This is a genomic window from Kitasatospora sp. NPDC093679 (assembly GCF_040683455.1).
Lineage (GTDB): Bacteria > Actinomycetota > Actinomycetes > Streptomycetales > Streptomycetaceae > Kitasatospora > Kitasatospora arboriphila.
Genome location: NZ_JBFBDW010000025.1, coordinates 48,390 through 73,843 on the forward strand (window position 1 = coordinate 48,390; position 25,454 = coordinate 73,843).

The window sequence follows — 25,454 nt, forward strand, 5'->3', positions numbered from 1 at the left end:
CCAGAGGGGGGATTGATGTCGGAGCCCAGGAACTTCCTGCTCGGCCATGGCGAGCGGCTGGTTACGCCTGTATCGCTGGCGCGATCAGGCAGAAAGCCGAAGGAGCCATACACCGCTGAAGAGGCGCGAAAAAGGCTCCAAACGCAACTGGACGTAGCGGTGCGGTCGTTCCAGTCACTTCCCGCTGCCGCGACCCCCGATGGGAAAACCGTCGGCATAGTGACACTCCATCCACAGTTCATTGCGAAGACGTATCATCCTGGAGACTTCCTTCGAGACCTGGGCCTTACCTACATCGGGTCGCGCGGCGCGCGCGTGACACCTGGCCAGTGGACTCGCCAAGGTGAGCCGATCGAGATGGACACTACCGAGCTCTTCGTCTCTGGCCGGACATCTTCTTTCGAAAGCTGGCATCAAAGGCTGAAGATCAAGGGGGCGTTTCCGGAAGGATCTCCGCTCCAGAGAATCGAAAGGTTCAGGGCCCCGTCTGCAAGCGATAAGGAACGCGGGGTCGATGGACTGAGTGGCGATCGGGCCTTGATCGAGGCAGGTCTCCACCTTCCAGAGCGCGATCGATCCGTAATCCTAAGCGCATTTGCTGAATATGCGCGGCAGTGTGGCGCGCAGGCCGACGTGGCCGCCGGAATTCGCATCTCCGGGTTGGCATTTATCCCCGTAAGGATCGCGCGCAGCGAAATCGACAAACTCAGTCGATTCTCCTTCCTTCGGGTTCTCCGACCGATGCCTAAGCTTCGAACCCTGCATCCGATTGAGCGCAGCTTCACAAACGCCAATCTCGCTCCTGTCCCGCTCCCTGAGGGTGGGGCGATTGACCCGTCGGTCCGTGTAGCGGTATTCGACGGAGGGCTTCCGAAGAACCATGCGTTCGATAGGTGGGCGACAGCCTTTGATGCAGGTCCCATTGAAGGCGAGGTACCCGACTATGTCGCTCACGGACACAACGTCACTTCGGCCATTCTGTTTGGCTCCCTGACCCCCGGGCAGCCGGCCCCCAGGCCATTCGCCGAGGTTGATCATTACCGGGTGCTCGATACCGAGGATGATCAGGATTACGACCTCTACAAGGCCCTTAAGCGCATCGCGGCCGTGCTGGAGAAGAAGCACTACGACTTCATCAACCTAAGCCTGGGGCCCTATCTCCCAGTTGAGGACGATGAAGTCCACCCCTGGACGGCAGTATTGGATCACTACACGTCCCAGGGAAAAACCCTCCTGACAGTGGCGGCTGGAAATAACGGGGAAGCCGACAGGCAGTCAGGAAACGCTCGGATTCAAGTGCCGTCCGATTCAGTCAACTCGCTTGCCGTCGGATCTGCTGATAGCCGTCGTACCCGGTGGGAGCGGGCTAGTTACAGCGCGCTCGGACCCGGGCGCTCACCGGGAATGGTCAAGCCAGATATTCTAAGCTTTGGCGGCGGAGCATTCGAGCCATTCTGCTTTGCCCCTAGCGAGGCTGGCATGCCGCCGCTGCTAAGCCAGGGAACGAGCTTTGCCGCTCCTGCGGCCCTGCGAATGGCTACAGCTATTCGAGCTCATTTCGGACCTGAGTTGAGTGCGCTTGCACTCAAGGCGCTGTTGATCCACTGCGCTGAACGTGACGACTTGCCAATCGATGAGGCCGGCTGGGGGAGAATCCCGGAAAGCCTCGATGACTATGTTCTGTGTCGGCCGAATTCAGTGCGAGTCCTGTATCAGGGATCTATTGATCCTGGGCAGGCAGTGAGGATGCCAATCCCGCTCCCGGAATCGGTAACGGAAGGCCAGGTGCAGATCGCCGCAACCTACTGCATCAGCTCTCCTGTCGACGCGCGAACGCCTAGCACATACACGGGTAGCGCAATTGAGCCATTTTTCAGGCCTCACGCCGAAAAGATGACCTCGGAAAACTCGACCGTCGCGGCCACAAGCTCATTCTTTCAAGGATCGGACTACGCGCCCGAAAGCGAACTTCGACGGGATGCCCACAAATGGGAGACGATCAAGCATAAGGTCAAGACGATGCGCGCTTCGTCACTCTGCCGGCCAGTATTTGACGTTCGCCACGTCTCAAGGATCGAGCAGCTCGCCGGCAATTCCTCGGATAGGGTGGACTATGCCCTCGTAGTGACCCTGACGGCGCCCAAGAGTCCAGATATCTATAACCAGGTAGTACGTTCATTCTCCGGTCGACTTGAGATCCTTCAACCCCAGGTTGATATCCCGATCTCGATCCGGCCCCCGGCGTAGGCGTCAACCATGCCAGTGCAGTCGGCAATCCGTTGGTACGGATTGCCGACTGCAGTGCGGGTAGGGCAGGCGAAGCGGTGGCCTTGGACCCTGCGTTGCCTCTACGCGGCTCAGACCGTGCGATCGCCAGCGCGTTGGGCTGTCGGCCCGCCCATGTACACCTCTGTAGGCGCACGGGATGGCGCAGCTTGAACTTGCTCCCTCAGGCACGGCCTTAGGGCCTCTGAGAAGGAGCAGACGCTAGCAGGTGGGTCTGACACCGCTCGTGCCTAGCTGCTGGTCTCAATGATCCGGCCACCGGGGAGGACCTCGATCGGGGTGGTCTGCTCGCCAACGGCGTTGGGATGGCCGCCTCACCGCCCCCAGGTTCATGCAGATCGCTCGGCGCGGATTGGCCCCGCTGCCGTACAGCGGGGCCAATCCGCGCCAGAACCCCCAGCGAGCTCGCGCTTACCCGAACAGGTGCCGCCACAGTTCCTGTACTGCGATTGCGAGGGCATCGATGCCGATCACCCTGGCCGAGAGCCGCGTCAGCGAGTCCCGAATGCGGTCGCGATCTTGCGCTTCGCTCGGTCCGCTCAGCTCGTCGGCAACCTCTTGAGCGTCCCTAGCTACCCGATCCGACTGCTCGATCGCTCCGCGGTGTTCCGCGACCAGTTCCACGACGCGCGCGGCCAGCTCTGCGGCCTTCGGGTCAGCGGGAGGCCGAGAGTTTCCGCCCTGATTGAAGGTCACATCGCGCGCTCGGCCCCCTGTGACGACAATGCCGTTTTGAACCTGGATCGAATCACGACCCTTTTCCGAACCAGACATCTGGGCGAAACTCCCTCCATAATCGGTTACGCACCGAACACCATAGCCAGTCAGCCTTACTGAACCTAGATTTCCGTCGAAGGTAGCAAGGTTCAAAGAGTCAGCGAGGACCGCTGCCCGCCTTGCCTCGTTGCTGGAAATCCAGACCCCATGCGTGGATTCCGGATCCACGGGGCGGACAAATTTACTAATTGACGCCGTGGGAAGCGATTCTGCCACCCCCGACGCTGGCGCACCCATTCCACCCCCCTGATATACCCACATCAAGAGCCTCGACAGAACCGCCGACTCCCTAGCGGGAGCCAGTTCGGCAGCCTCCCGCTCCGACTGAAGGTAGAGTTGCAGCGCCCGAGACCAACCCAACGGCGTCAAGCGCATCTTCGCCACATAGGTAGGCTCATAGTCATCACCAAACAGAGCGATGGCAAAATTGATGGGGTGAAAATCCTCGCGGGAAATTCGTATGAAGCCATTTTTTCGAATATCGCTCGTCAGGCGATCGGAAATCACGGGGAGATGCTTCTGCCACCCAGTTTGGCCATCCCTATGCGACAGGAATTCTCTGCCGTGGTTGCGGTCCACGGCTTCAAAAAGCCAAAGCAGAACATACTCCTCGGGCCCCATGCTGGCCATTCCCCCTACGGTACGAGGCCAGTAATACTAGCGGCTTCGAGTCGCATTAGCCAGCGTTCCAAGATCGCGATTTAGTGAGCATCAGTCCATGGGACTTTAAGGATCTTGGAAAAGGTCGAGGAGTGACCGGCGAGCTAGAGGCCCACCTCCATAACACGCCCTAGGTGTCGGAACGGGCGTCGTGTTCTTCGCTCAAGCCTTCGCGATAGCGAAGAACACCTCGGCTGAGCGGGCCATGGACCAAGCAAGCCACGGCTGATCAGCGACGCGAGCCAAGAGTTTCGCCTTCACCCACGACAGTGGAGTCCTCGAAGCCATGCGCGGCAGCTACGGCTGGCCGCTGCGCGATCCATCCGGAGACGCGCGGGCCTCCATTCACTGCCCCGCCTTCTCGTACGGTCCGCACGTGCCGGAATCCATGATCGACGTAGTACCGCTGCAGCCGCTCGTTGGTCGTCCACGCATCCAGCCGCAGCCACCGCGCGCCTTGACTGGCCGCACGGGTACCGGCCCAGTTCAGCAGCCGCCCCCCGATGTCGCGGCCCGCATAGGCACGAGAGACCGTGAGCTTGTTGACGTACCGAGCAGGCTCGCGGAGTTCGCTGGGAGTCCAGAGGCCATCCTCAGCATCGGGCGTGAGCGTTATGGTCCCCACAGTCTGCGATCCGTCCCTGAGCATGAAGACCGTGCCGGCCTCGATCGTGGCCAGGAGCTTGTCTGCAGGGTAGGGACGGGCCCACTGGTCGCTGCCAAGCGCGGTCAACCATCCGGCTGCCTCTTCCCGGAATGCAAGGAGGTGGTCCAGGTCTGCGGGCGCTGCAGACTCGACGATCACGCCTCTGCCTCCCGCGCCGAAAGGTCCCCGATCTCGTAGTTCATGTGGTTGAGGTCGCCACGAAACGTGGTGACGGTGCAGCGAATCGGCTTGTCCTGCGCGTATCCGGTCCGCACCCACACAAGTACTGGCACACCCGCACCTACCTGGAGAAGCCGTGCTTCGTCCGGTGTGGGCATCCGGGTGGAGATGTCATCGAAGTAGCCGACTTGCTCTACCCCGAGGCTGGCGAGGTACCTGGTGGTGCCCTCTTCGATGTCACCCGGCTCCGCCAACCGCGGTGCTTTCTCGACCAGCCACATGGGGTAGTTGGTGGCCTGGGTGGACCACGGCACGCCGTCGACAAAGCGGTGACAGAACCGCAGAACGGTCGTCGCACCCTCGGCTACCCGTAGCTGAGCTGCCACGATTGCTGGCGCTGGTTGCATCTCTACCCGGAAGTCCTGGTGAGGCCGGCGGCCAGCCTGAGTTACGTCAGTGTTGTAGGCGTCCCCGTTCTGGGGGAACGTCAGATTCTCGAAGCGCGAGGCGTTCAGGTTGAACACCTCGTGCGAGCGGACCTCATAGCCGAGCCCCTGGCTAGCCGAGATCAGTCCTTCAGCCACGAGGACGTTCAGGCCGGCGCGCACCGTGTTCCTGGAGGCCTCGAACCGGTCACACAGGTCGCGCTCAGAGGGCAGGCGAGCCCCAGGGGGGAACACCCCAGAGCTGATCTCGCTCCGGAGCACGTCTGCGACTCGGCGGTACAGCGGCTGGCTACTCATACCTCCCATAATGCCCCACTGGGTCAACTGGTTCCTACATGTTGAACCAATGGGCTTGACGATCGCTCTCTGTGAGTGCAGCATCATGTTCAGCAGCTTGTACCTACCAGTTGAGCCAGTGGCTCAAGGGGGACAAGGTGGCGCCGATGGGTCACGCCCAAAAGTGCCATTACCTGCGCAAATGCACCGCCCACAACTCAAGAGCGTGATCCACCACCGCAGTCCTTCCGTGACCACGCCGGGCGGGGTGAGTGGAGACCAGTCGGTAGAGAAGGGGCGCACGCCCTGACACCTCGGTCGCCCTTAAGACGGCGGCCGTACATGGGACACGCAGCCGACTCTGGAAGGCGGCGGGCACTTCGGTGCGCGGCCGACTTGCAGAAAGAACGACGCGGCAGACATTTCACCGGCGACGACCTCCGGGAGCGATCTCCCCGGAGCGAGCCTGGTCCGCGTCCAGATGAGACCGAACCTCTTGCTTCACCAGTGATCTCGGGCCCCGACACCTTCGCGCACGGCGCGGCGGGTGCCGGGGTCCGTGGCTGCTCGTGACGAGTGGCCTGGGCCCACCAAACGGGCCGCCGCGCTCCCGGCCAAGGATCGCGCGGCGGCCCTCGGGCCCACCGCCCCGCTAGAAGAGGTAGACCCGTGAAATCGATTGTTGCAGGCCAGCACGCCGCGAACCCGGATGAGTTCGCGGAGCTGGCGTTGGGCGTGGACGAGGAGCTGTTCGCCGGTGTGCCCGGCGAGTCGGCGGTCGAGCGTGCCGCCCGGATGGACGCCGCCGCGGCGGTGCTGGCGGACCTGCGCCGGGAGGACCCGGAGCTGGCCGCCTACGCCGAGCGCCTGCTGAACACCGCGCCGATGCCGCTGCACACCGCCCGCCGCACCACCACCGTTCGGTGGGTGCTGGGGCTGGGGGTGGCGGCGTGAGCGGCCTCGGCGAGTACCGCGCGGAGCGGCGGGCCGACCGAGCGGCGGAGCGCGCCGCGGACCGGGAGGACCGGCGCGAGGAGCGTGAGCAGGCCCGGCTGGACGCCGAGGCCGCCCGCCGGCACCAGGCTGCGGACCGCCGGGAGGCGGAGGAGCGGGCCGAGCGGGCCCGGGCCGAGCGGCGGGCGCGCCGGTCGGCCCGGATCAGCTGGGTCCGGGAGAACCCGGCGAAGGTGTTCGCCCGGTTCGTCATGGCGTGCTCGATCGTGCCTGCGGTGATCTCGCAGGTCGCCGCGCTGACCGGCGCCGGCGTCAACCCGGCGCTCGCCGGACTGCTGGCGGCGATGCTGGAGGGCACCGCCTGGGCGCTGGTCGCGATGGGGGCCGCCGCCGAGGGCGAGCGCTCGACCCGCACCTACCGCGCCGGGGCGTGGACGGCCGGCGTGCTGGCCGCCGCGGTGAACGCCGCGCATGGCCTCGACCAGTACGCCGCCCACCCGTGGGTGGCCGCGGTGCTGGCCCTGTCGTCGCTGGTCGCGGTGTGGATCGTGGACCTGCAGACCCACGGCGGTCACGGCCCCACCCTCGCCGACCGCAAGACCGCGAAGGAGCGCGTGGCGCACGCCAAGCGGCGGGCCAAGCATCACCCCGAGGTGCGGGAGGTCGCCGACCGGCTGCTGTCCGCGGCCCCGCACGGCACCCTGTCCGCGGACGACGCGTGGCGGATCGCCTGGGAGTATGTCCAGGGCATCACGATCCCCGGCCTGACCGCCGACCTGCTGGCCCGGCGGCTGAACGCCCGGGCCCGAGTCGCGGAGCTGAGCGCGCTACCGGCACCGGCGGACATGTGGCCCGGAATGCCCGACGACCCGTTCCCTGCGATCACCCTCCCGTTGCCCGGCGGCCCCTCCGGCAGCGTCCACCTGGACACCGTTCCGGAGCCGCTGCGGAACGCTTCCGGGAACACCCCCGGCAGCCTCACAACCCTTGCGGGTAAAGGCTCCCAGCCCCTTTCCGGATCACCCGACAGGCCCGGTGCAGGGCCCGCGGAGGACCGTTCCGGGAACGACGACCGGCGCCCGCTCGACCCCGGCGACCTCGCCCGCGTGAAGGCCCTCGCAGCGAAGCTCGCCACCACCAATCAGGTGCTGTCCACCCGGCGGGTGCGCGACCTGATCGGCTGCCGCAACGAGTACGCAGTCCGCCTGCGGGCCGCCGCCGAAGCCGAGCCCAACCCGTGAGCCGCCCCCGGTTCTGGGACCCACACGGCGAGCGGTTCGGCCTGCCCACCTACCCGTGGCGGATGGCCCCCGACGGGCTGCTGACCCGCCGACAGCTCCGCAAACGGGGGCTGCGGCCGGGCGGCCAGCCGGTCGCCGCACAGATCCTCTGGCGCTCCCGCCGCACCAACGGCGTGCGCGCCGCCCACCTCTACCGCGCGTGCCTGGCCAAGCCGGTCCGGCCGATGACCCCCGGCCGGACGGCCGCCCTCGCCGCCGCGAACCGGGCCCGCCGCACCTGCCCGGTCTGCAGGCGGGACGCCGGCTACGTCCTGCCCACCCACCTCGGCACCTGCCTGCCCTGCGCCGACGGCCTCACCGCCGCGGCCTGAGACTCCGGAGAACTGCTGTGACCACCGCCCGCGCGGCGAGGTTCGCCGCCGCCTACGCCCTGCTCCGCTCCTCCGCCGACCTCGCCGACCACTGGATCCAGACCGACCACCAGGCCCAGAACAAGGGCCAGCACGACCACAACGAGGGGCAGTCCAGCGCGGCGGGCCGCCGGGCGTGCGCCGCGCACGTCGCCAGCTACACCGCCACCCAGGCCGCCGCGCTGCTGCTCGGCACCCGCCTGCTCGGGGTGCGGCTGCGGCCCGGCCACGTGGCCGCCGCCCTCGCCCTGTCCGCGGTGACGCACTACGTCGCCGACCGGCGCGAACCGCTGCGCCGGATCGCCGACGCCACCGGCAGCCGCGCGTTCGTGCGGCTCGCCGATCACGGCCTGAACGGCGCCTACCTGCTCGACCAGTCCTGGCACCACACCTTCGAGACCGCCGCCGCCCTCATCGCCTCCGCCTGACCCTGCGAGGAGCCCCCGTGTCCGGCACGTTCATCCACACCGACTCCGCCACCGGCCTGCCGGTCGGCACCGAGGCCGTGTTCCTCACCCTCGGCTCCGCCCTGGTCGCCCTGTTCCACCACCCCGAGTCCGCCGCCACCCACGGCGAGCACCTCGCCTACAAGTGGGTCTGCCTCGGCTGCAAGACCGGCGACGGCCCCGGCTCCGCCCTGCGCCACACCGCCCGCGACACCGCGAACAAGCACGCCGCCACCTGCCGCTCCATCCCCTGGCCCAACGCCGCCTGACACCAGACGCGCCACATGCCCGAACGGCTCCGGCCCGCCCCGCTCCCCGGGGCGGGCCGGACTGCGCGGCGCCCCAAGAACGGCCTGCTCGACTTCCCTGTGCCGCCGCACGGGCGGCCCGACCTGCCCGGAGGTATCCCGGTCATGTCCCAGACGTTCGCCGAACCGCCGGTCACCGCACCGGCACCCACCCCCACCCCCGACACCAACCAGGCCGAGAAGCCGAAGCCCGCCGCCGGCGGGAAGAACGCTTCTCCGGCCTCGCACCAGCGCGGCGGCCTGCCCGCCGTGCCGCTCGCGATCACCGGCGTCAACACCGTGGTCGGCCTCGCCTCCGCCGGCGTGCTGACCGCAGGCCCCCTCGCGGCCCTGGCCACCGTGGCCGGCACCGCCGCCACCACGGCGATCGCCACCCGCACCACCCGCACCGCCCGCGCCGCCGCCGGACGCTTCGCCCAGCGCGCCGGACGCAACAACGGCAAGGGGCATCTGTCCCTGGTCAAGCCCACCACCGGCACCGGAAAGCCCGGCGGCCGGGCCACGGGCGGCATCCCGAAGCAGACCCGCCCCGGCACCGGCGTCACCGGCCGGCCGGGCGGGCAGCGCTCCGGCCTCGCCTCGGTGCCCAACAGCGCGGCGAAGAAGCCGGGTTCGCCCGTCCGCCGGGCCGCTCAGCAGGTCGGCGCGGTGAAGGCGGTCCGGAAGGCCGAGCTGGCCGCGGCGCCGTCGCGGGCCGAGCGCCGTGAGCGGCAGACCGCCGCCCGCCGCCAGGTCGCCGACGCCCGCCGCGCCGCGAAGGCCGCCGAGCGCGACCGGAAGCACGCGGCCAAGAGCCCCACCGGCAAGGCCCTCGCCAAGCCCGGCACCGCGGTCCGCCGCTCGCTCGACAAGGCCCGCGAGCAGGCCCGTGCGGGGTCTGAGAAGCGCCTGAACACCCGAGTGGGCGACGCGCGGACCGAGGCCCGCAAGGCCCCCGTCCGGCGGGCGGCCCGCCGCGAGCTGGTGAAGTCCGCCGCCCGGCACCACGGCCGCCGAGTGCTCGCCGCCGCGCTCGCGCTGCCGGTCGGGCTGCTCGGCATGCTCTCGACCCCGCTCGGCCGCAAGCTCGGCCTGCCCTGGCTGATGCACCCCGGCCGCCGCCTATACCGGCGTCTGGCCGGCAAGGCCGCCCAGGCCCGCGCCGAGCGGGACCAGCAGATCCGCGCCGACCAGGCGGAGGCCGAGACCGCCGCCGACCAGGCCGCCGAGAACACCCCAGTGCCGGTCGCCAAGACCGTGCCGCGGGCCCCGAGGAACCACCACGCCAACACCCACCAGACCGCCCTGGGAGGCGACGTGACCAGCCCGACCGATGCCGGATTCAACTTCTCCGAGGTCGCCTCGGAGATGTACGGCGCCGTCATGAACTACGACCCCGACGGCATGATGCACGTCCTCGCCGCGATCGAGTCCATGCCCGACGGGCTGACGTCGATCGCCAACACCTTCCGCGTCCTCGCGGAGCGCTCCGACGACGAGTACCCGCTCGACAAGACCGTCGGCGAGGCCCTGAACGAGGTCTTCCAGCTCCTCATCAACGCCGCGACCGCCGCGGAGGAGGTCGGCAAGGTCTTCCGCAACAGCCACCAGCAGGACATCGCCCGCCACGACGACCCCCGCACCGGCGAGGAGAAGTGGGACATCGGCAACAACCAGTAGTCGCCCACACCTGTCCGCCTGACGCACCACCAAGGGCCGCCCCACACCACTGTGGGGCGGCCCGCCCCATCCCTGCCCTGCTCGCCCGCACCACCCGACCCAACCTTGGAGTTGCCGTGGCCGAGCCACAGCCCACCCTGAACCTCACCAACACCCCCAAGCCCGCGGCGCCGCGTCGGGCGAAGAACCCGAAGGCCACCTGGGTGCCGCCGCTGGACTGGGCCGCCGAACACGGCCCCGTCTCCGGCGCCATCTCCGCCGCCACCGGCGCCGGCGCCCTGGCCCTGCTGGGCGCCGCCACCCACATGCCGTCCGGCCTCCCGCTCGCGGTGGGTGCGGCCGGGGCGCTCGGGCACGGCATCGGCGCCAGTGTTCGGCGTCGGCTGACCGGCCGAACCATGGCCACCCGGGCCGCATCCTGGCTGCTCGCCGGAGGCTGGACCACCTGGGCCATCGCCACCGGCCCGCTCTCCTGGGCCGCCGCCGGCACCCTCGCCGCGCTCGGCGTCGGCATCGGCGCCATGGCCGCCGACGCCGCAGTCCGGGAGGAGGCCGTCGAGCTGGAGCGCATGAGCGCCGAGGCCCGCGACGCCGCGCGGAAGATGAACGGCGAGCGGGAGGCGATCGCCCGCGAGTGGGCCGACCGCATCCGGCGCGTCACCGGCATCGACGTGGCCGTGTTCGCGGTCGAGTTCTGGAAGACCGGCGCCGGGTACTCCCTCGCCGCCGAACTGCCCGGCGGCTCCGCGACGTGGGACCGGATCGCCGCCGCGGCCCGGGCCCTGGCCACGGACGCCAGGCTGCCGCTCGGGTGCACAGTCGGGGTGGAGGAGGGCGACCGGCAGGGCCGCGTGATCCTCGACATCGCCACCACGAACGTGATGGCGGGCGCCTACCCCTACCCGGACGACTACGGGCCCCTGTCGATCCTGACCGGCATCCCGTGGGGGCTGCTGCCCAACTCCGAGCTGGTGGAGGTGTTCCTGCGGGAGGCGTGCGCGCTGATCCTCGGCCCGCCCGGATCCGGGAAGTCGACGTTCCTCGACGCGGTCCTCGCCGGGTTCGCCCGCTGCACCGATGTGCTGGTGTTCGTGGTGGACCTGAAGGCCGGTGCGGTCGGCATCCCGTGGGTCCGCCCGTGGCTGGAGGCGCAGGGGCTGAAGGCGCCGAAGCCCGGCACCGGCCTCGCCCCGGCCGGCACCCGGCCGGGCGTGGACTGGGTCGCGTCGACCCCGGCGGAGGCCCTCCGAATGTTCCGCGCGGTGATCGCCATCAACAAGGCCCGCCAGCAGCAGTACCAGGACCTGCTGGACGCCAACGACACCACGCTGCTGCCGGTCTCCGCCAAGCTGCCGCAGATCATGGTGGTGATGGACGAGGGCGCCGAGCTGCTGTCCGCACGCTCGTTCGGTGACCCGGTGATGAAGGAGCTGCAGGAGCTGGTCGGCAAGACCATGCGGACCACCCGCGCCATGGGCATCCGCCTGGTGCTGACCGCGGTCGATGGCAACGTCTCTGCTCTCGGTGACACCAGCGTGCGGAAGTTCTCCCCGGTCGGCGCCGCCCTCACCTCCGGCGAGTCCTCCGGAAACAACCTCGCCAAGCTGTTCCCGTCGGCGCGGGTCGACACCCGCCAGCTCACCGCGAAGGGCTGCGGCGTCATCGGCGCCGCCGGAGCGGACGGCTTCGCCCCCACCGGCTTCAAGGGCTGGCGGACCAGCCCGAGCATGGTCCGCGACGTCGTGCTGGCCACCAACGCCCGCCGCCCCCGACTCGACCCGATCTCCGCCCGAGCCGCGGGCGAGGACTACGCCCGCCGCTGGGACGCGGACCGCGCCGGATGGCTCTGGGAAAACGCCACCGGCACGCCAGATACCGCCGCCCCGGCGCCGTCCGCGGCGGGCGGGCTGAGGCTCGGCGCGCTCCGCGACAACACCCCGAACGACAGCGCGGCCGGGGCGGGGTTGGCGGAGGTCATCGCGTTCCCCAACGTCCGCCCGGCCGGACTCAACCTGTCCAGCCTCCGCGACCGGCCCGCGCCGCCGGCGCAGACGCCCGCCCCGGCCCCGGCGGCACCGGCCGGACCCGAGTGGCTGGCGAAGGCGATCGACGCGATCGAGTCCGCCGGCCACATGGGCCTGAAGGTCTCCGCCGTCGCCGAGATGGCCGGCCGCGACCGCAAGACCGTCCGCAATGCCCTCCAGGCGGCCGCCGACCGCGGCGAACTCGTCTACCGCGAGAACGGCCCGCTGTCCGTCTTCGTCCACCCCGACCACGCCTGACCGCACGTCACACACGGCTACCGGACAGCGGGTAGTGGGGACCGCCCCACTACCCGCCCGCCCGGCCCGCAGACCCCCGGAAGGGGTCCCGTGCTGCGGATTCCCCAGTGCCCACTACCCGGCACCCACCCCAGTACGGACACGCTCCGCAACCACACCCCTCGTTCTGCACGGCCCGAGAAAGGGACCCTGCCATGCCCACTCCCGCCATCCGGCCGCTCGCCGCCGTCCACCTCCGCGAAGCCCTCACCGCCGCCGCCGACGGCCACGCCCCTGAGGCGCTGGCCGCGCTCATGCACATCGACAACGAGTCCTGGCAGGGCATCGAGCACCGCCTCGCCGCACTCGGCACCGACCTGCTCGACGTCCTCGCCCACACCGCCCGCCAGGCGGCGGCATGAGCGCCGCCGACCTGATCGCCGCCGCCGTCCTCCTCACCCCCGCGGCCCTCAGCGGGGTGGCCCTCGGCGCCACGTGGCGCGCCAGCGCCACCGACTCCGAAGCCGTCCGCGCGGTCCTCGCCGAGTCCGCCGCCGAGCGCGCCGCCCGCGCCCAGCAGCAGGACGAGGGCGGCACCCCGCCCCCGGCGCGCGAACCCGCGCCCCGACCGGCCACCGAGGCGGCCCCGCCGCGGCTCGCCACTGTCATCGAGTTCCCCGCCCACCGCCGCGCCGCATAGCAGCGGGCGTGCCCGTCCTCGACTGGCGCGACGCCCGGCACTACGACCGCACCCGCACCCTTCCCTGTCGCTGGTGCAGTCGCCCCACCCCGCTCCGCGACGAGCAGCGCAGGCCCGCACACAAGGTCTGCGCCGAGAACGCGGCAAACGACAACGGCGGCCCCCCTCTGCCAAGAAACGGGGCCGCCGCCAATCCAGAACCTGAACAGAACTGGAGACCTCCAGCATGACCCAACCCACCCCCGTTCGGGGAGAGCACCTGCCCGTGGCGCTCTCCCTGGGTGCCTCCGGGCTGCCCGCGATGCCGTTGCGTGCCGGGAAGGTGCCGTTCGGCAACTGCCCCTCCTGCGCGAACAACGCGTGCGGCGGCCGGCCGAACATGAAGATCCCCGGCCCCTGCACCTGCCTGGCCCCCTGCCATGGCTGGGCCGCCGCGACCACCGACCCCGGCATCCTCACCTCGCGCGTGTGGGGTCGGGCCTGGCGCCAGTCCGCCGCAGTGGCCTACCACCCCGGCGGCGCGGGCCTCACGGTCGTGGACCTCGACAACGAGGACGCCATCGCCTGGGCGGACGCCAACCTGCCCGCCACCCGGACCGTGCGCACCACCCGCGGCGAGCACTGGATCTACCGGGGCGCCATGCAGTCGGCGAACGGCGTGCGGCCCGGTGTGGACGTCAAGTCGCTGATGTCCTACGCCCGGTGGCTCGGCCCCGGCACCGGCCCCCTCACCACCCTGCCGGACGCCGTCCGCGCCCTGGTGGCGCGGGAGCCTGCCCCGGTCCGGCCGACACCCGTCACCGTGCCCGCCCCGACCGGGGGCGGCAGGTGCCCGCACCGCAGCCCGGCCTTCCTGGAGCGGGGCATCGCCATGGCCGAGCAGCGCATCAGCGAAGCGTCGAGCGGCGTGCACGCGACGGTGTTCGGGGCGTTCCTCGCGGTGCTCTCGACGCACGGCCGGTGCGGGTGCCTCACCTCAGCGCACACCGCCCGGCTGTTCGCCGCCGCGCAGGCCAAGGGCGAATCGCCGCGGCACTGCACCGACGCGTGGACTAACGCCCTGACCAGGTTGGGGATGTGACCGTGGCCGAGGACGAGAAGAACCCGGCCCGTGAGGTCATCGCCGACTACGCGCAGGCGCACTTCCGGTACTTCCGCACCGCCGACGGGACCGTGTACGCGCAGCGCAACGGCCACCCCGTCGCCCGGCCGATCCGCTCCCAGGGCACCACGGGCAGCCACCGCCAGGAACTCATCGTCGGCCTATACAAGGACGGGGTGGGGGTGTTCAACGGCACCGCCATGAAGGAGGCGCTGGACCTGATCGAGGCACTGGCCCTCGCGGAGGAGGTGCGAGCCGTGCACATCCGGGTGGCGCCCGGGTTCGACGGGGCGACCTGGCTGGACCTGGGCCGCACCGACGGCCTGTCGGTGCGCATCCACCCCACCGGCTGGGACACCGCCGTCCCGGACCCGCGGGAGGTGTGCTGGCGGCGCACCCAGCTCACCGGTGAACTGCCGGTGCCCGAGAAGGACACCGACGGCAAGGGCATCGACCTGCTGTTTCGGCTGTGCAACTTCGCCAACGCCAGCTCCGAGTGCCTGGCCATGGCGTGGCTGATCGGCTGCCTCGGGCCGTCCGTGCCGGTGCCGGCCCCGTTCCTCACCGGCCCGCAGGGTGCGGGCAAGTCCACCGCCGGCCGGATGCTCATGCGGATCATCGAGGGCATGAGCGGCGACCTGCGCCGGGCCCCGAAGGACGAGGAGAACCTGCTCGCCGCCGTGGCGGCCGGCTGGATCACCGCGCTGGACAACCTGAGCCACATGACCCCGGACATGTCGGATGCGATGTGCTGCATCGTGACCGGGGCCGAGAACGTCAAGCGGGCCCTGTTCACCGACGGCGACGTGTTCCGGGTCGGCTACCGCCGCCCGATGCTGCTGACCGGCATCGACGTCGGCGTCATCCGGCCCGACCTCGCCGAACGGCTGCTGCCGCTGCGGCTGGAGCGGCCCGCCGTCCGCCGCACCGAGGCGGAGCTGTGGGCCGAGTACGCCGAGGTGCTGCCCATCGTCCTCGGGTCGCTGCTCGACCTCACGGTCAAGGTCCGGGCGGTGCAGGCGGAGACCCCGACCGACCTGCGGATGGCGGACTTCGCGCACCTGTGCGCGCAGCTCGACGCCGCGACCGGCCTCGGGGCGCTCGCCGCGTACCGGGCCAGCCTGGACGACCTGAACGACGACGTGATCGAGGGCGACCTCCTCGCGCAGACCGTTCTGCAGCACGCCGAGACCCTCGCCCCGGGCACCGCGCAGCGCATGACCTCCACCGAGTGGCTGGCCTGCCTCGGCCGCGTCTACGCCGGCGACGAGCTGCGCGCGGTGCCGAAGGGCTGGCCGACCACCGGCAAGGTCCTCTCCGACCGGCTCAAGCGCCTCCAACCCACGCTCGCCGCTCGCGGTGTTCTCATCGAATCCGGCCGAAGCCACGAAGGCCGCTACCTCGAAATGACCCGCGCGGCGCCCACCACGCCGCACGAGCAGCCGCCGCTGCTCTGACCGGGCCGCCGCCCGAACAGCAAGAAGAGCACCGGCGCCCGCGCGGGGGGTGCTCCTCTTGCTGTTCGGCGAAGCCGCCGAAGGTCGCGCCGCGCAGCGGCTCCTCATTTCGCTCTGAGCGGCGCCCAAGTACCTACAGACATCCCCTCATTTTTTCCTAAGGAAGAAGACGCTGCGTCACCTGCGTCACCCGCCCGGAAAAACGGCCCCTGACCTGCGGCTTTGGGGGTGACGCAGACGGCCAGCTCTGCGTCACGCGTGCGTCACCTGCGTCACCGGCTGCGTCACGGTGACGCAGCCGGTGACGCAGCGGTGACGCACGCCCGGATCGCTGCGACACGCAAAACCGCAGGTCAGAGGTCCGAGTGACGCAGGTGACGCGGTGACGCAGAAATCCGCACCTCCGACACATGCACCGTGCAGGCCACCTACCCGGCACCAGGAAGGATCCAGCGTTGGCCACCGCCATCCCCGAAGTCCTCACCGTCCCCGAGGTCATGGCCGCCCTGCGGATGAGCCGCAGCAAGGTCTACGACCTCATCCGCTCCAAGAAGCTCGCCACCTTCACCGAGGGTCGCAGCCGGCGCATTCCGGCCGACTCCCTCGCCGCTTACATCCGCACCAAGATGGAGGAAAACGCCTGATGGCGAAGAAGCGGAACCCCAACGGCTCCGGCACGGTGACCAAGCGCAAGGACGGCCGCTACCAGGCGGCCGTCTACGTGCCGCAGCCCGACGGCACCCGGGCCCGCAAGTACGTCTACGGCAAGACCTGGCTGGAGTGCGACGAGAAGCGCCAGGAACTGGTGCGGCGCGACCGCCAGAACATCCCGACCCCGACCCGCTCGGCCAAGCTCTCCGAATGGCTGCCGTACTGGCTGGAGCACTTCATCAAGCCCAACCGGAAGCGCACCACCTACGACAAGTACGGCATGCACATCCGGCTGCACCTGCTGCCAGTGCTCGGCTCCAAGTCCCTGGAGGGTGTGGGGACGGCCGACGTCCGCCGGCTGATCGCCACAGTGACCAAGAAGGTGTCGGCGGCCACCGCCAAGGAGTCGCACCTGGTGCTGCGGACGGCCCTGTCGGCGGCGGTGCGGGACGAGCTGATCACGCGCAACGTGGCCAAGCTGGTGCAGGCGCCGCGGGTTCAGTACCGCGAGACCCGGCCGTGGAGCCTCGACGACACCCTGCTGTTCCTGGAGGGAGCCCGCACCGATCCGCTGTACTCGGCATTCGTCCTGGCCGTGGCGCTCGGACTGCGGCGCGGCGAGATCCTGGGGCTGCACTGGCGTGACATCGACCTGGAGAACCGCACGCTGACGGTTCGCCAGCAGCTCCAGCGGGTCAACGGCGAGCTGTACGCGGACAGCCCGAAGTCGCGCCGGGTGCGGGTGATCCCGCTGCCGCTGATGTGCGTGGCGCCGCTGCGGTGGCAGCGGATGCGGCAGGCCGAGCAGCGGCGCCGGCGCCTGGCCGACGGGCAGGGCTGGGAGGTGTCGGACTTCGTGTTCACCACTTCAAGCGGGCGGCCGGTGGAGCCGCGGAACCTCAGTCGGTCGTTCACCCGGATCTCGGCGGCCGAGGCGCTGCCGCCCGTCCGGCTGCACGACACCCGGCACGGCTGCGCGACCCTGCTCGCCGCGGCTGGCGTGCAGCCGCGGGACCTGATGGCGATCCTCGGGCACAGCCAGATCGCGGTCACGATGGAGATCTACGCGCACGTGGTGCAGGCTCACCAGCGGGAGGCCATGAGCCACATGGACCGGCTGCTGAAGCGTCGGCGCCCCGCCCGCTGATGTCACTTTGAGATGTCGAAAGGCCCCGGACCGTCGCCGGTCCGGGGCCTTTCGCTTTTGGCAGGCCGTTGACCTGCCGATATGGGCGAGCCCCCTGTCGGGTTCGAACCGACGACCCCCGCTTTACAAGAGCGGTGCTCTGGCCAGCTGAGCTAAGGAGGCACGGTGACCGTCCGCGGCGGACCACGGCGGTACCACGGGCAGTGTAGCGGGCCGGTGCGGGGCGGCGCCGTCGGTTTTGGCCGGTGGGACGGGGTACCGGGCGGGTGATTTGGGTGATGCGTCCGGCTTGTGATCGGACCGATGCCGAATTCGGCCACCGGCGGGGGCTGACAAGCGGATGAACGTCCGGGTACGGTCGCGGGGAGACCGACCCCGTTCGACTCCTGAACGCGGAGCACCGGTCCCGACAATCCAGCCTTTACTCGGATCGTCCGGCACGTTCCTGCCGGTGAAGGAGAGCACAGCCATGGCTTCTGTCACGTTCGACAAGGCGACCCGCCTGTACCCCGGCGGCACCAAGCCCGCCGTCGACGCCCTGGACCTGCACGTCGAAGACGGCGAGTTCCTCGTCCTGGTCGGCCCGTCCGGCTGCGGCAAGTCGACCAGCCTGCGCATGCTGGCCGGCCTGGAGGACGTCAACGGCGGCGCCATCCGCATCGGCGACCGCGACGTCACCCACCTGCCGCCGAAGGACCGGGACATCGCCATGGTGTTCCAGAACTACGCGCTGTACCCGCACATGACCGTCGCCGACAACATGGGCTTCGCCCTGAAGATCGCGGGCGTGTCGAAGGCCGAGATCCGCCAGAAGGTGGAGGAGGCCGCGAAGATCCTCGACCTCACCCAGTACCTGGACCGCAAGCCGAAGGCGCTCTCCGGCGGTCAGCGCCAGCGTGTCGCGATGGGCCGCGCGATCGTCCGCGAGCCGCAGGTCTTCCTCATGGACGAGCCGCTGTCCAACCTGGACGCCAAGCTCCGCGTCTCCACCCGCACCCAGATCGCCGGCCTGCAGCGCCGCCTGGGCATCACCACGGTCTACGTCACCCACGACCAGACCGAGGCCATGACCATGGGCGACCGCGTCGCGGTGCTCAAGGACGGTCTGCTGCAGCAGGTCGACTCCCCCCGCCACATGTACGACAAGCCCGCCAACGTCTTCGTGGCCGGCTTCATCGGCTCGCCGGCGATGAACCTCGTCGAGGTCCCGCTGGTCGACGGCGGCGTGAAGTTCGGCGGCTCGGTCATCAACATCTCCCGCGAGGACCTGGCCGGCGCCGGCACCGACAAGACCGTCACGGTCGGCATCCGCCCGGAGCACTTCGAGATCGTCTCCGGCGGCGGCATCGAGGGCGTCGCGGTCACCGTCAACGTCGTCGAGGAGCTCGGCGCCGACGGCTACGTCTACGGCACCACCAAGATCGGCGGCGACGACACCGACATCGTCGTGCGCGTCCACGGCCGCCAGGTCCCGCAGAAGGGCGAGACGATCCACGTGGTCCCGACCGGCGGCGAGACCCACGTCTTCTCCACCAGCACGGGCCTGCGCCTGAGCAAGTGAGCCGACGGCCCGGGCGACCGGGCCGCGCCCACCGCAGCACGACCGGGGCCCCGGCGGACACCGTTCCGCCGGGGCCCCGGCGCGTCCGGACGGAATGCCGGGCCCACCGGCGGGGATCCCACAGGCCCGCCCCCGGCCGGCCCCGTCCGGCCCGGGCGGCGACCCGTCCGACCACCCGGCGGGCGGCCGGCCGTCAACCGCATGACGGAACAAAACAGGACACCGGTCACTCATTGGTGTAACGCAGCGCGACCTTTCCGCCACCCGTCGCTACGCTCCTGTGGCGTGAAGCAGCTCCTACGCCGTATCGGCCAGACCGTGGCCCTCACCCTGCCGGTGATCCTGGTGACCACCGGCACTCTCGCCGTGACCCGGGTTCCGTGGGCTCCTCCGACGGGCCTCGACCAGCAGGTGGTCGCAGCGTCCAGCAGCGACGGCAGCATCGGCCGCACCTCCGCCGGGTCCGCCGACAGCCCGCGGGACGCCCTCCGCACGGACCTGCTCAACGAGCTCGACGCGCACAACCCGGGCACCGCGCTGGACCTGCTGGAGCGCACCATGCGCGAGAAGCCGTCGCTGACGCCGTACTGCACCGAGCTCGCCTCGGAGCTGGGCCGCGCGGCGGTCCGCAAGTACGGGGGCGACGTGCAGCGGGCCCGCTCCTTCGCCCGCCCGGTCTGCGACGGCTCCTTCGCCGCCGGCGTCACCGCCTGACGGCCCCTCCCGCGGCACCGTCCGATCCGTTCCGACCATCCGCGAGCGCTGCGCCCCTGCACCCCGGGCGCAGCGCTTCCGGCTGCTCACGGCCGCTGTCCGCGGCCCGTTGCGCGTCGCCCGCGGCCCGCTGTCCGCAGATCCCGCCGGACGGGCTCGGCGGCCCGTTCGGGTGCAGTGCCGCCGGACGCATGGGGCCGGCTCCCCGCGGAGCCTATTGTTCTGGCTATGACCGCTGATCAGACGCCAGCCGACATGGCCGCGGAGCTCGCGGCCGCCGCCGACCCCGTCACCCTGGCCGCCGCGCCCACCGTCACCCAGGCGGTGATCCTGGCGGGCGGGCAGGGTTCCCGCCTCCGCCCGTACACCGACGACCGTCCGAAGCCGCTGGTGGAGATCCCCGGCACGGGCATCCCGATCGTCGGCCACCAGCTCTCCTGGCTGGCCTCCGAGGGTGTCACCGATGTGGTGATCTCGTGCGGCCACCTCGCGGAGGTGCTGCAGGAGTGGCTCGACGGCACCGAACTGCCGGTGCGGGTCAGCACGGTGGTCGAGCACGAGCCGCTGGGCCGCGGGGGCGGCCTCAAGTACGCCTCCGCGGCCCTGCCGCGGCCGGCCGAGCCCTGGTTCGCCACCAACGGCGACATCTGGACGCGGTTCAGCCTGCGCGAGATGGCCGCCTTCCACCACGAGCGGGCCGCGGTGGCCACCCTGGCGCTGGCCCGCCCGCGGATCCCGTGGGGCGCGGTGGAGACCGACCGCTTCGGCAACGTGCTGGACTTCGTCGAGGCGCCGCCCTCGCCCTTCCTCATCAACGCGGGCCTGTACGTCTTCGGGCCGTCGTTCCGGGCGCTGCTGCCCGACGTGGGCGACCACGAGCGGACGACCTTCCCGCAGTTGGCGCGGGCCAAGCAGCTGGCGGGCTATCAACTGCCGCAGGGCTGCTACTGGCGGGCGATCGACACCGTCAAGGACCTGACGGAGGCCGCCAAGGAGCTCGCCGCGGCCGGCCGTCCCGCCAACGACTGACCGCGCACGGGACAGCCGACGGACCGCACGCACGGGCACGGACGGCTGACCGCACGCACGGGAACGGCGAAGGAGCCTCCCACTCCGGGTGGGAGGCCCCTCCGCCGTTCGGTGCGCCGCCCGTGCCCCCGGGCTGCCGACAACTCCTCCGGTGGCGTCTCAGGCCGTGGCCGCCGGCCCGGTGGGCCGGTCCATGCCGAGGGACGTGAGACCGCCCAGCGGCGCGCTGCCGAGCACGCCGCCGATCAGGCCGGCGCTGCTGCCGGGCCGCGGGGTGGACCCGCTGCCGCCGGTGCCGCCCGAGGAGCTCCCGCGGGTGCTGGTGGACCGGCCCGGTCCGCCGCTGCTGCCCGCGGTGGCACCCGACTTGGTCGACTTGGACTTGCCGCCCCTGGTCGAGGAGGAGGACGGCGAGGACTTCCCCGAGGGGGACGGGGAGGTCGACCGGCTGGGCGACGGGGAGGGGCTCGGCGTCGGCGACGGCGAGCTGCCGGTGCCGTTGCCCGGCCAGAGCGGGGAGCCGTAGTCGGTCGGCGGCTTGACCGGCGCCGGGCCGGTGCCGCCGCCGGTGCGGACGGCCGCTCCGAGCATCGAGCCGATCAGCAGGGTCAGCCCGACGACCACCGCCGCCACCACGGAGCTGCGCCGCAGCACCCGCCGGCGGATCGCCTGCGCCGCCTCGGGACCGTACTGCCGCCAGGCGTCGAGGGCGATCCGGCCGTCCAGCGAGCCGAACGGCGCCCCGGCGATCAACAGCGGGCTCCACGCCGCCAGGAAGATCAGGTCGGGGGCGTCGTACACCGGCACCGACCGCCAGCTGACGGTGAAGAGCAGCGCCGCGGAGAGCGTCATCGCCGCGGCGGACGCCACCCGCTGCCAGAGGCCGAGGACGGTGAGGACACCGACCACGATCTCGGTGAACGCCACGCCCAGCCCGGCACCGACCGGGTGGTTCATGGCGAACGCGAGCAGCGGCTCGGCGACCTTCCAGGGGTGCAGCGAGGAGAGCCAGCGCATCATCGAGCCGCGCTCGCCGCCGTCGAAGTACACCGGGTCGCAGAGCTTGCTGAAGCCGGCGTAGACGGAGAGCGAGCCGAGCACGACCCGCAGCGGCAGCAGCACCAGGCCGAGGTCGACCCGGCGGCCCGGGTAGCGGGCGTGCCGGGCGTCGGCCGGGCCCGCGGCGGCGGGGGCCTCGGGCAGGTCGCCGCTGGGCGTCCAGCCCCGGGTGATCGGCTCGTACGGCAGCGGGGGCGGGCCCGCCTGGCGCGGTACGGCGTGCAGCGGCTGGGTCTCGTCGCCCGGGGCGACGGTGCCCGGTCCGCCGGCGCCGGGCCCGGTCGGGCCGAAGCCGGGGGCGCCCGCCGGCGCGGGGACGGTGGTGAGCCGGACGGCCTCCAGCAGCCGGGTGGCCGCCATGTCGCCGGGCGCCGTCTGACCGCTCCAGGTGACGGTGGTGACCCGGCCCTTGCGCCGGGGCGCGGCGGTGCCGGCCCCCGCGAGGGCGGGGATCTGCGTGCTCGGCACCACGACCTGCGGCGTGACCAGGGGTCGGGCGCCGAGGCCGGCCGCGCCCGCCCGGATGCCGTACGGGTCCCCGAAGGCCGCGCCGACCGGCACGTCGATCATCGGGGCCACCGGGGCGGCGAGCCGGATGCGGAAGCTGGCCTGGGTGCTGCTGAGCTTCGCGGGATCGGACGGCACCCTGACCGTGCTGAGGCCCGGTCCGGGGTCTATCCCCGCCGTGCCGCCCTGTCCCGGGCGCCGAGGTGTTCTGGTGTCCACACCCCACTAACCGGGTGACGGGCCCGGAGGACACTCTCCCGGGTGGATTCCCGGCGTGGATTTGAAGTGATCATGGGAAAACCGATCGGGCCCGGCCGGACCCGATCGGTTCCTCCCACGAAGCTGTCCGTTCCGGACGGAACGGCGCCATTGCGGCGCTGCCGGGCGGAGGCGGACCGCCCCCGGCGCCCGCCGCCGGTCAGCGGCGGGCGCGCAGCCGGGCGGCCTCGTACAGCACGATGCCGGCGGCGACACCGGCGTTCAGCGACTCCGTCTGGCCGGGCATCGGGATGCGGACCCGGATGTCGCAGGTCTCGGCGACCAGCCGGGAGAGGCCCTTGCCCTCGGAGCCGGCCACGATGACCACCGGGCCGGTGAGCGCGTCGAGGTCGCCGATCTCGGCCTCGCCGTCGGCGGCCAGGCCGACCACCATCAGACCGGCCTTCTGGTAGGCCTCCAGGGCGCGGGTCAGGTTGGTGGCGCGGGCGACGGGCAGCCGGGCGGCGGCACCCGAGGAGGTCTTCCAGGCACCGGCGGTCATGCCCGCGGCGCGGCGCTCGGGGATGACCACGCCGTGCGCGCCGAAGGCGGCGGCGGAGCGCACGACGGCGCCGAGGTTGCGGGAGTCGGTGACCCCGTCCAGCGCCATGATCAGCGCGTCCTCGCCGGCATCGGCGGCCTCGGCCACCAGGTCGTCCGGGTGCGCGTACTCGTACGGCGGGACCTGCAGCACCAGGCCCTGGTGGTTGAGGCCGCCGGTCATCTGGTCGAGCTGGGCGCGCGGGGCCTCCATGAGCGGGACGCCGCGCTCGTTGGCGGCCTGGTACGCGTCGCGGACCCGGTCGTCGGTGTCGATGAACTGCATCACGTACAGCGCGTTGGCCGGCACGCCGCCCTGCAGGGCCTCGACCACGGAGTTGCGGCCGACCACCAGCTCGGCCGCACCGGCGCCGCCGCGCCCGCCCCGGCCGGCGCCGCCGGCCCGGCGCATGCCGGCCCGGGACTTGGCGTCCCGCTCGCGCTTGAGCGCGGCGTTGGCCGCACGCTGCTTGGGGTGCCCCTTGCGGGCCTCCCCGGGCGGGGTCGGGCCCTTGCCCTGCAGTGCCTTCCGGCTGTGGCCGCCGGTACCGACACTCGCGCCCTTCTTCGACCCGGGGTTGCGGCGGTTCCTGCGCTGGCTGTTGCCGGCCATGGCTGTACTTCCTGTCTCTTCTACGTCTTGAGGTTCGTCATGAGGATGGGCCGTAGCCGGTGGAGCACCGGCTGCGGCCCACGCTCGCCCCGTGGCCGGGGCTACTGGTTCGCCGGTCCCGCCCGTGGGCGGGACCTACTGGTTGACCGTCCAGCGGGGGCCGGACGGGGTGTCCTCGATCGCCAGCCCGGCCAGTCCGAGCTGGTCGCGGATGGCGTCCGCGGTGGCGTAGTCCTTGCGGTCCCGGGCCGCCTGGCGCTGGTCCAGGACGAGCCGGACGAGCGAGTCGACCACGCCGTGCAGGTCGTCGCCGCGGCTGCCGCCGGCCCAGAAGTCGTCGAGCGGGTCGAGGCCCAGCACTCCGAGCATCGCACGGACCTCGGCGAGCCGCGCCACCGCGCTGTCCTTGTCGTCCGCGGTCAGCGCGCTGTTGCCCTGGCGGACGGCGGTGTGCAGCACGGCGAGGGCCTGCGGGACGCCGAGGTCGTCGTCCATCGCCTCGGCGAAGGCGAGCGGGACCTCGGGGGCCGGGTCGACCGCGCCGCAGCGCTCGACGGCCCGCTCGACGAAGCCCTCGATGCGGGCGAAGGCGGTCTCGGCCTCGCGCAGCGACTCCTCGCTGTACTCGATCATCGAGCGGTAGTGCGGGGAGGCCAGGTAGTAGCGGAGCACGATCGGGCGCCAGCGCTGCACCATGTCGGAGACCAGCACCGAGTTGCCGAGCGACTTGCTCATCTTCTCGCCGCTCATGGTGACCCAGGCGTTGTGCACCCAGAACGCCGCGAAGTCGTCGCCGTAGGCCTTGGACTGCGCGATCTCGTTCTCGTGGTGCGGGAAGATCAGGTCGATCCCGCCGCCGTGGATGTCGAAGGCCCGGCCGAGGTACTTGTGCGCCATGGCCGAGCACTCCAGGTGCCAGCCGGGGCGGCCGCGGCCCCAGGGGGTCTCCCAGCTGGGCTCGCCCTCCTTGGCCCGCTTCCACATGGCGAAGTCGCGGGCGTCCCGCTTGCCGGTCTCGCCCTCGCTCTCCGGCTGCAGGAGGTTCTCCAGCTGCTGGTTGGAGAGCTCCAGGTAGTCCGGGTAGGACTTCACGTCGAAGTAGACGTTGCCCTCGGAGGCGTAGGCGTGGCCGCGCTCGATCAGGCCGCGCATCATCTCGATCATCTCGGGCACGTGGCCGGTGGCCCGCGGCTCGACGGTGGGCGGCAGGCAGCCGAGGGCGGCGTAGCCGTCGTTGAACGCCCGCTCGTTGGCGTAGGCGATCTGCCACCAGGGGATGCCGAACTCCCGGCTCTTGGCGATCACCTTGTCGTCGATGTCGGTGACGTTGCGCACGAAGGTGACGTCGTAGCCGCGGTAGCCCAACCACCGGCGCATCACGTCGAAGTTGAGGCCGGACCGGATGTGCCCGATGTGGGGCGGGGCCTGCACGGTGGCACCGCACAGGTAGATCGAGACACAGCCCGGTACAAGCGGGACGAAGTCGCGTACCTGGCGGGTGTTGGTGTCGTACAGGCGAAGGGTCACAGCGTCAAGCGTAGTGGGCCCACGGGGGTGCCCCGCCAC

23 protein-coding genes and 1 tRNA gene are annotated in these 25,454 nt (G+C 71.1%); 17 read left to right on the plus strand and 7 right to left on the minus strand.

Translation table 11 applies throughout. The features are described from left to right. Positions 1–15 precede the first annotated feature (15 nt). Positions 16–2,247: a S8 family peptidase gene (locus AB0O09_RS21250; RefSeq protein WP_363543433.1), complete on the plus strand. Its 2,232-nt coding sequence runs from the start codon at positions 16–18 to the stop codon at positions 2,245–2,247. Between the two features lie 450 nt (positions 2,248–2,697). Here the strand turns inward: AB0O09_RS21250 and AB0O09_RS21255 are convergent, their stop codons facing one another. The 3 genes from AB0O09_RS21255 to AB0O09_RS21265 form a co-directional block, all read right to left on the minus strand. Continuing rightward, positions 2,698–3,693: a hypothetical protein gene (locus AB0O09_RS21255; RefSeq protein WP_363543435.1), complete on the minus strand. Its 996-nt coding sequence runs from the start codon at positions 3,691–3,693 to the stop codon at positions 2,698–2,700. A 259-nt stretch (positions 3,694–3,952) separates the two neighbouring features. Next, on the minus strand, positions 3,953–4,528 hold the full coding sequence (locus tag AB0O09_RS21260; RefSeq protein WP_363543437.1) for a GNAT family N-acetyltransferase: 576 nt from the start codon (positions 4,526–4,528) through the stop codon (positions 3,953–3,955). Next, positions 4,525–5,292, minus strand: coding sequence for a GntR family transcriptional regulator (locus AB0O09_RS21265; protein ID WP_363543439.1), 768 nt, complete (start codon positions 5,290–5,292; stop codon positions 4,525–4,527). The genes AB0O09_RS21260 and AB0O09_RS21265 overlap by 4 nt, the downstream gene beginning before the upstream one ends. Positions 5,293–5,940: 648 nt before the next feature. Between AB0O09_RS21265 and AB0O09_RS21270 the strand changes: the two genes are divergently transcribed. From AB0O09_RS21270 to AB0O09_RS21330, 13 genes are all read left to right on the plus strand, one after another. Beyond that, entirely contained in the window at positions 5,941–6,225 is a 285-nt protein-coding gene (locus AB0O09_RS21270; protein ID WP_363543441.1) for a hypothetical protein, read from the plus strand. Next, on the plus strand, positions 6,222–7,466 hold the full coding sequence (locus AB0O09_RS21275; protein WP_363543443.1) for a hypothetical protein: 1,245 nt from the start codon (positions 6,222–6,224) through the stop codon (positions 7,464–7,466). The genes AB0O09_RS21270 and AB0O09_RS21275 overlap by 4 nt, the downstream gene beginning before the upstream one ends. Continuing rightward, a complete protein-coding gene (locus tag AB0O09_RS21280; RefSeq protein ID WP_363543444.1) occupies positions 7,463–7,837 on the plus strand; it encodes an RRQRL motif-containing zinc-binding protein in 375 nt (124 codons plus the stop codon). The genes AB0O09_RS21275 and AB0O09_RS21280 overlap by 4 nt, the downstream gene beginning before the upstream one ends. A 17-nt stretch (positions 7,838–7,854) precedes the next feature. Continuing rightward, positions 7,855–8,304: a hypothetical protein gene (locus AB0O09_RS21285; RefSeq protein ID WP_363543446.1), complete on the plus strand. Its 450-nt coding sequence runs from the start codon at positions 7,855–7,857 to the stop codon at positions 8,302–8,304. Between the two features lie 17 nt (positions 8,305–8,321). Then, complete coding sequence (locus tag AB0O09_RS21290; RefSeq protein ID WP_363543448.1) at positions 8,322–8,591, plus strand: hypothetical protein; 270 nt, start codon at positions 8,322–8,324, stop codon at positions 8,589–8,591. Between the two features lie 144 nt (positions 8,592–8,735). Then, positions 8,736–10,289: a hypothetical protein gene (locus AB0O09_RS21295; protein WP_363543450.1), complete on the plus strand. Its 1,554-nt coding sequence runs from the start codon at positions 8,736–8,738 to the stop codon at positions 10,287–10,289. A 116-nt stretch (positions 10,290–10,405) separates the two neighbouring features. After that, positions 10,406–12,571 (plus strand): hypothetical protein, encoded by a 2,166-nt coding sequence (locus AB0O09_RS21300; protein WP_363543451.1) that lies wholly within the window; start codon positions 10,406–10,408, stop codon positions 12,569–12,571. Between the two features lie 194 nt (positions 12,572–12,765). Next, the gene (locus AB0O09_RS21305; protein WP_363543453.1) at positions 12,766–12,972 is read left to right on the plus strand and encodes a hypothetical protein; all 207 of its coding nucleotides are present in this window, start codon (positions 12,766–12,768) and stop codon (positions 12,970–12,972) included. Further along, the gene (locus tag AB0O09_RS21310; RefSeq protein ID WP_363543455.1) at positions 12,969–13,250 is read left to right on the plus strand and encodes a hypothetical protein; all 282 of its coding nucleotides are present in this window, start codon (positions 12,969–12,971) and stop codon (positions 13,248–13,250) included. The genes AB0O09_RS21305 and AB0O09_RS21310 overlap by 4 nt, the downstream gene beginning before the upstream one ends. Positions 13,251–13,476: 226 nt before the next feature. Beyond that, positions 13,477–14,331: a bifunctional DNA primase/polymerase gene (locus tag AB0O09_RS21315; protein ID WP_363543457.1), complete on the plus strand. Its 855-nt coding sequence runs from the start codon at positions 13,477–13,479 to the stop codon at positions 14,329–14,331. A 2-nt stretch (positions 14,332–14,333) separates the two neighbouring features. Next, the gene (locus AB0O09_RS21320) at positions 14,334–15,809 is read left to right on the plus strand and encodes an ATP-binding protein (protein ID WP_363543458.1); all 1,476 of its coding nucleotides are present in this window, start codon (positions 14,334–14,336) and stop codon (positions 15,807–15,809) included. 455 nt (positions 15,810–16,264) lie between these two features. Beyond that, the gene (locus AB0O09_RS21325; protein WP_363543460.1) at positions 16,265–16,453 is read left to right on the plus strand and encodes a helix-turn-helix domain-containing protein; all 189 of its coding nucleotides are present in this window, start codon (positions 16,265–16,267) and stop codon (positions 16,451–16,453) included. Beyond that, complete coding sequence (locus AB0O09_RS21330; protein WP_363543461.1) at positions 16,453–17,607, plus strand: site-specific integrase; 1,155 nt, start codon at positions 16,453–16,455, stop codon at positions 17,605–17,607. The genes AB0O09_RS21325 and AB0O09_RS21330 overlap by 1 nt, the downstream gene beginning before the upstream one ends. Positions 17,608–17,695: 88 nt before the next feature. Here the strand turns inward: AB0O09_RS21330 and AB0O09_RS21335 are convergent. Further along, positions 17,696–17,769: transfer RNA gene (locus AB0O09_RS21335), tRNA-Thr, on the minus strand. 307 nt (positions 17,770–18,076) lie between these two features. Here AB0O09_RS21335 and ugpC point away from each other — a divergent pair. The 3 genes from ugpC (at position 18,077) to AB0O09_RS21350 (ending at position 20,911) form a co-directional block, all read left to right on the plus strand. Then, positions 18,077–19,168, plus strand: coding sequence for a sn-glycerol-3-phosphate ABC transporter ATP-binding protein UgpC (gene ugpC / locus AB0O09_RS21340; protein WP_363499271.1), 1,092 nt, complete (start codon positions 18,077–18,079; stop codon positions 19,166–19,168). Positions 19,169–19,453: 285 nt separating this feature from the next. After that, positions 19,454–19,882, plus strand: a complete 429-nt coding sequence (locus AB0O09_RS21345; protein WP_363543463.1) for a hypothetical protein — start codon at positions 19,454–19,456, stop codon at positions 19,880–19,882. A gap of 255 nt (positions 19,883–20,137) precedes the next feature. Further along, on the plus strand, positions 20,138–20,911 hold the full coding sequence (locus AB0O09_RS21350; protein ID WP_363543522.1) for a nucleotidyltransferase family protein: 774 nt from the start codon (positions 20,138–20,140) through the stop codon (positions 20,909–20,911). Between the two features lie 159 nt (positions 20,912–21,070). Here AB0O09_RS21350 and AB0O09_RS21355 read toward each other — a convergent pair whose 3' ends face one another. The 3 genes from AB0O09_RS21355 to cysS form a co-directional block, all read right to left on the minus strand. Then, entirely contained in the window at positions 21,071–22,615 is a 1,545-nt protein-coding gene (locus AB0O09_RS21355; RefSeq protein ID WP_363543465.1) for a DoxX family protein, read from the minus strand. Positions 22,616–22,895: 280 nt separating this feature from the next. Next, positions 22,896–23,888, minus strand: a complete 993-nt coding sequence (gene rlmB, locus AB0O09_RS21360; protein WP_363543467.1) for a 23S rRNA (guanosine(2251)-2'-O)-methyltransferase RlmB — start codon at positions 23,886–23,888, stop codon at positions 22,896–22,898. A gap of 135 nt (positions 23,889–24,023) precedes the next feature. Next, the gene (gene cysS / locus AB0O09_RS21365) at positions 24,024–25,415 is read right to left on the minus strand and encodes a cysteine--tRNA ligase (RefSeq protein WP_363543468.1); all 1,392 of its coding nucleotides are present in this window, start codon (positions 25,413–25,415) and stop codon (positions 24,024–24,026) included. Positions 25,416–25,454: the final 39 nt, after the last annotated feature.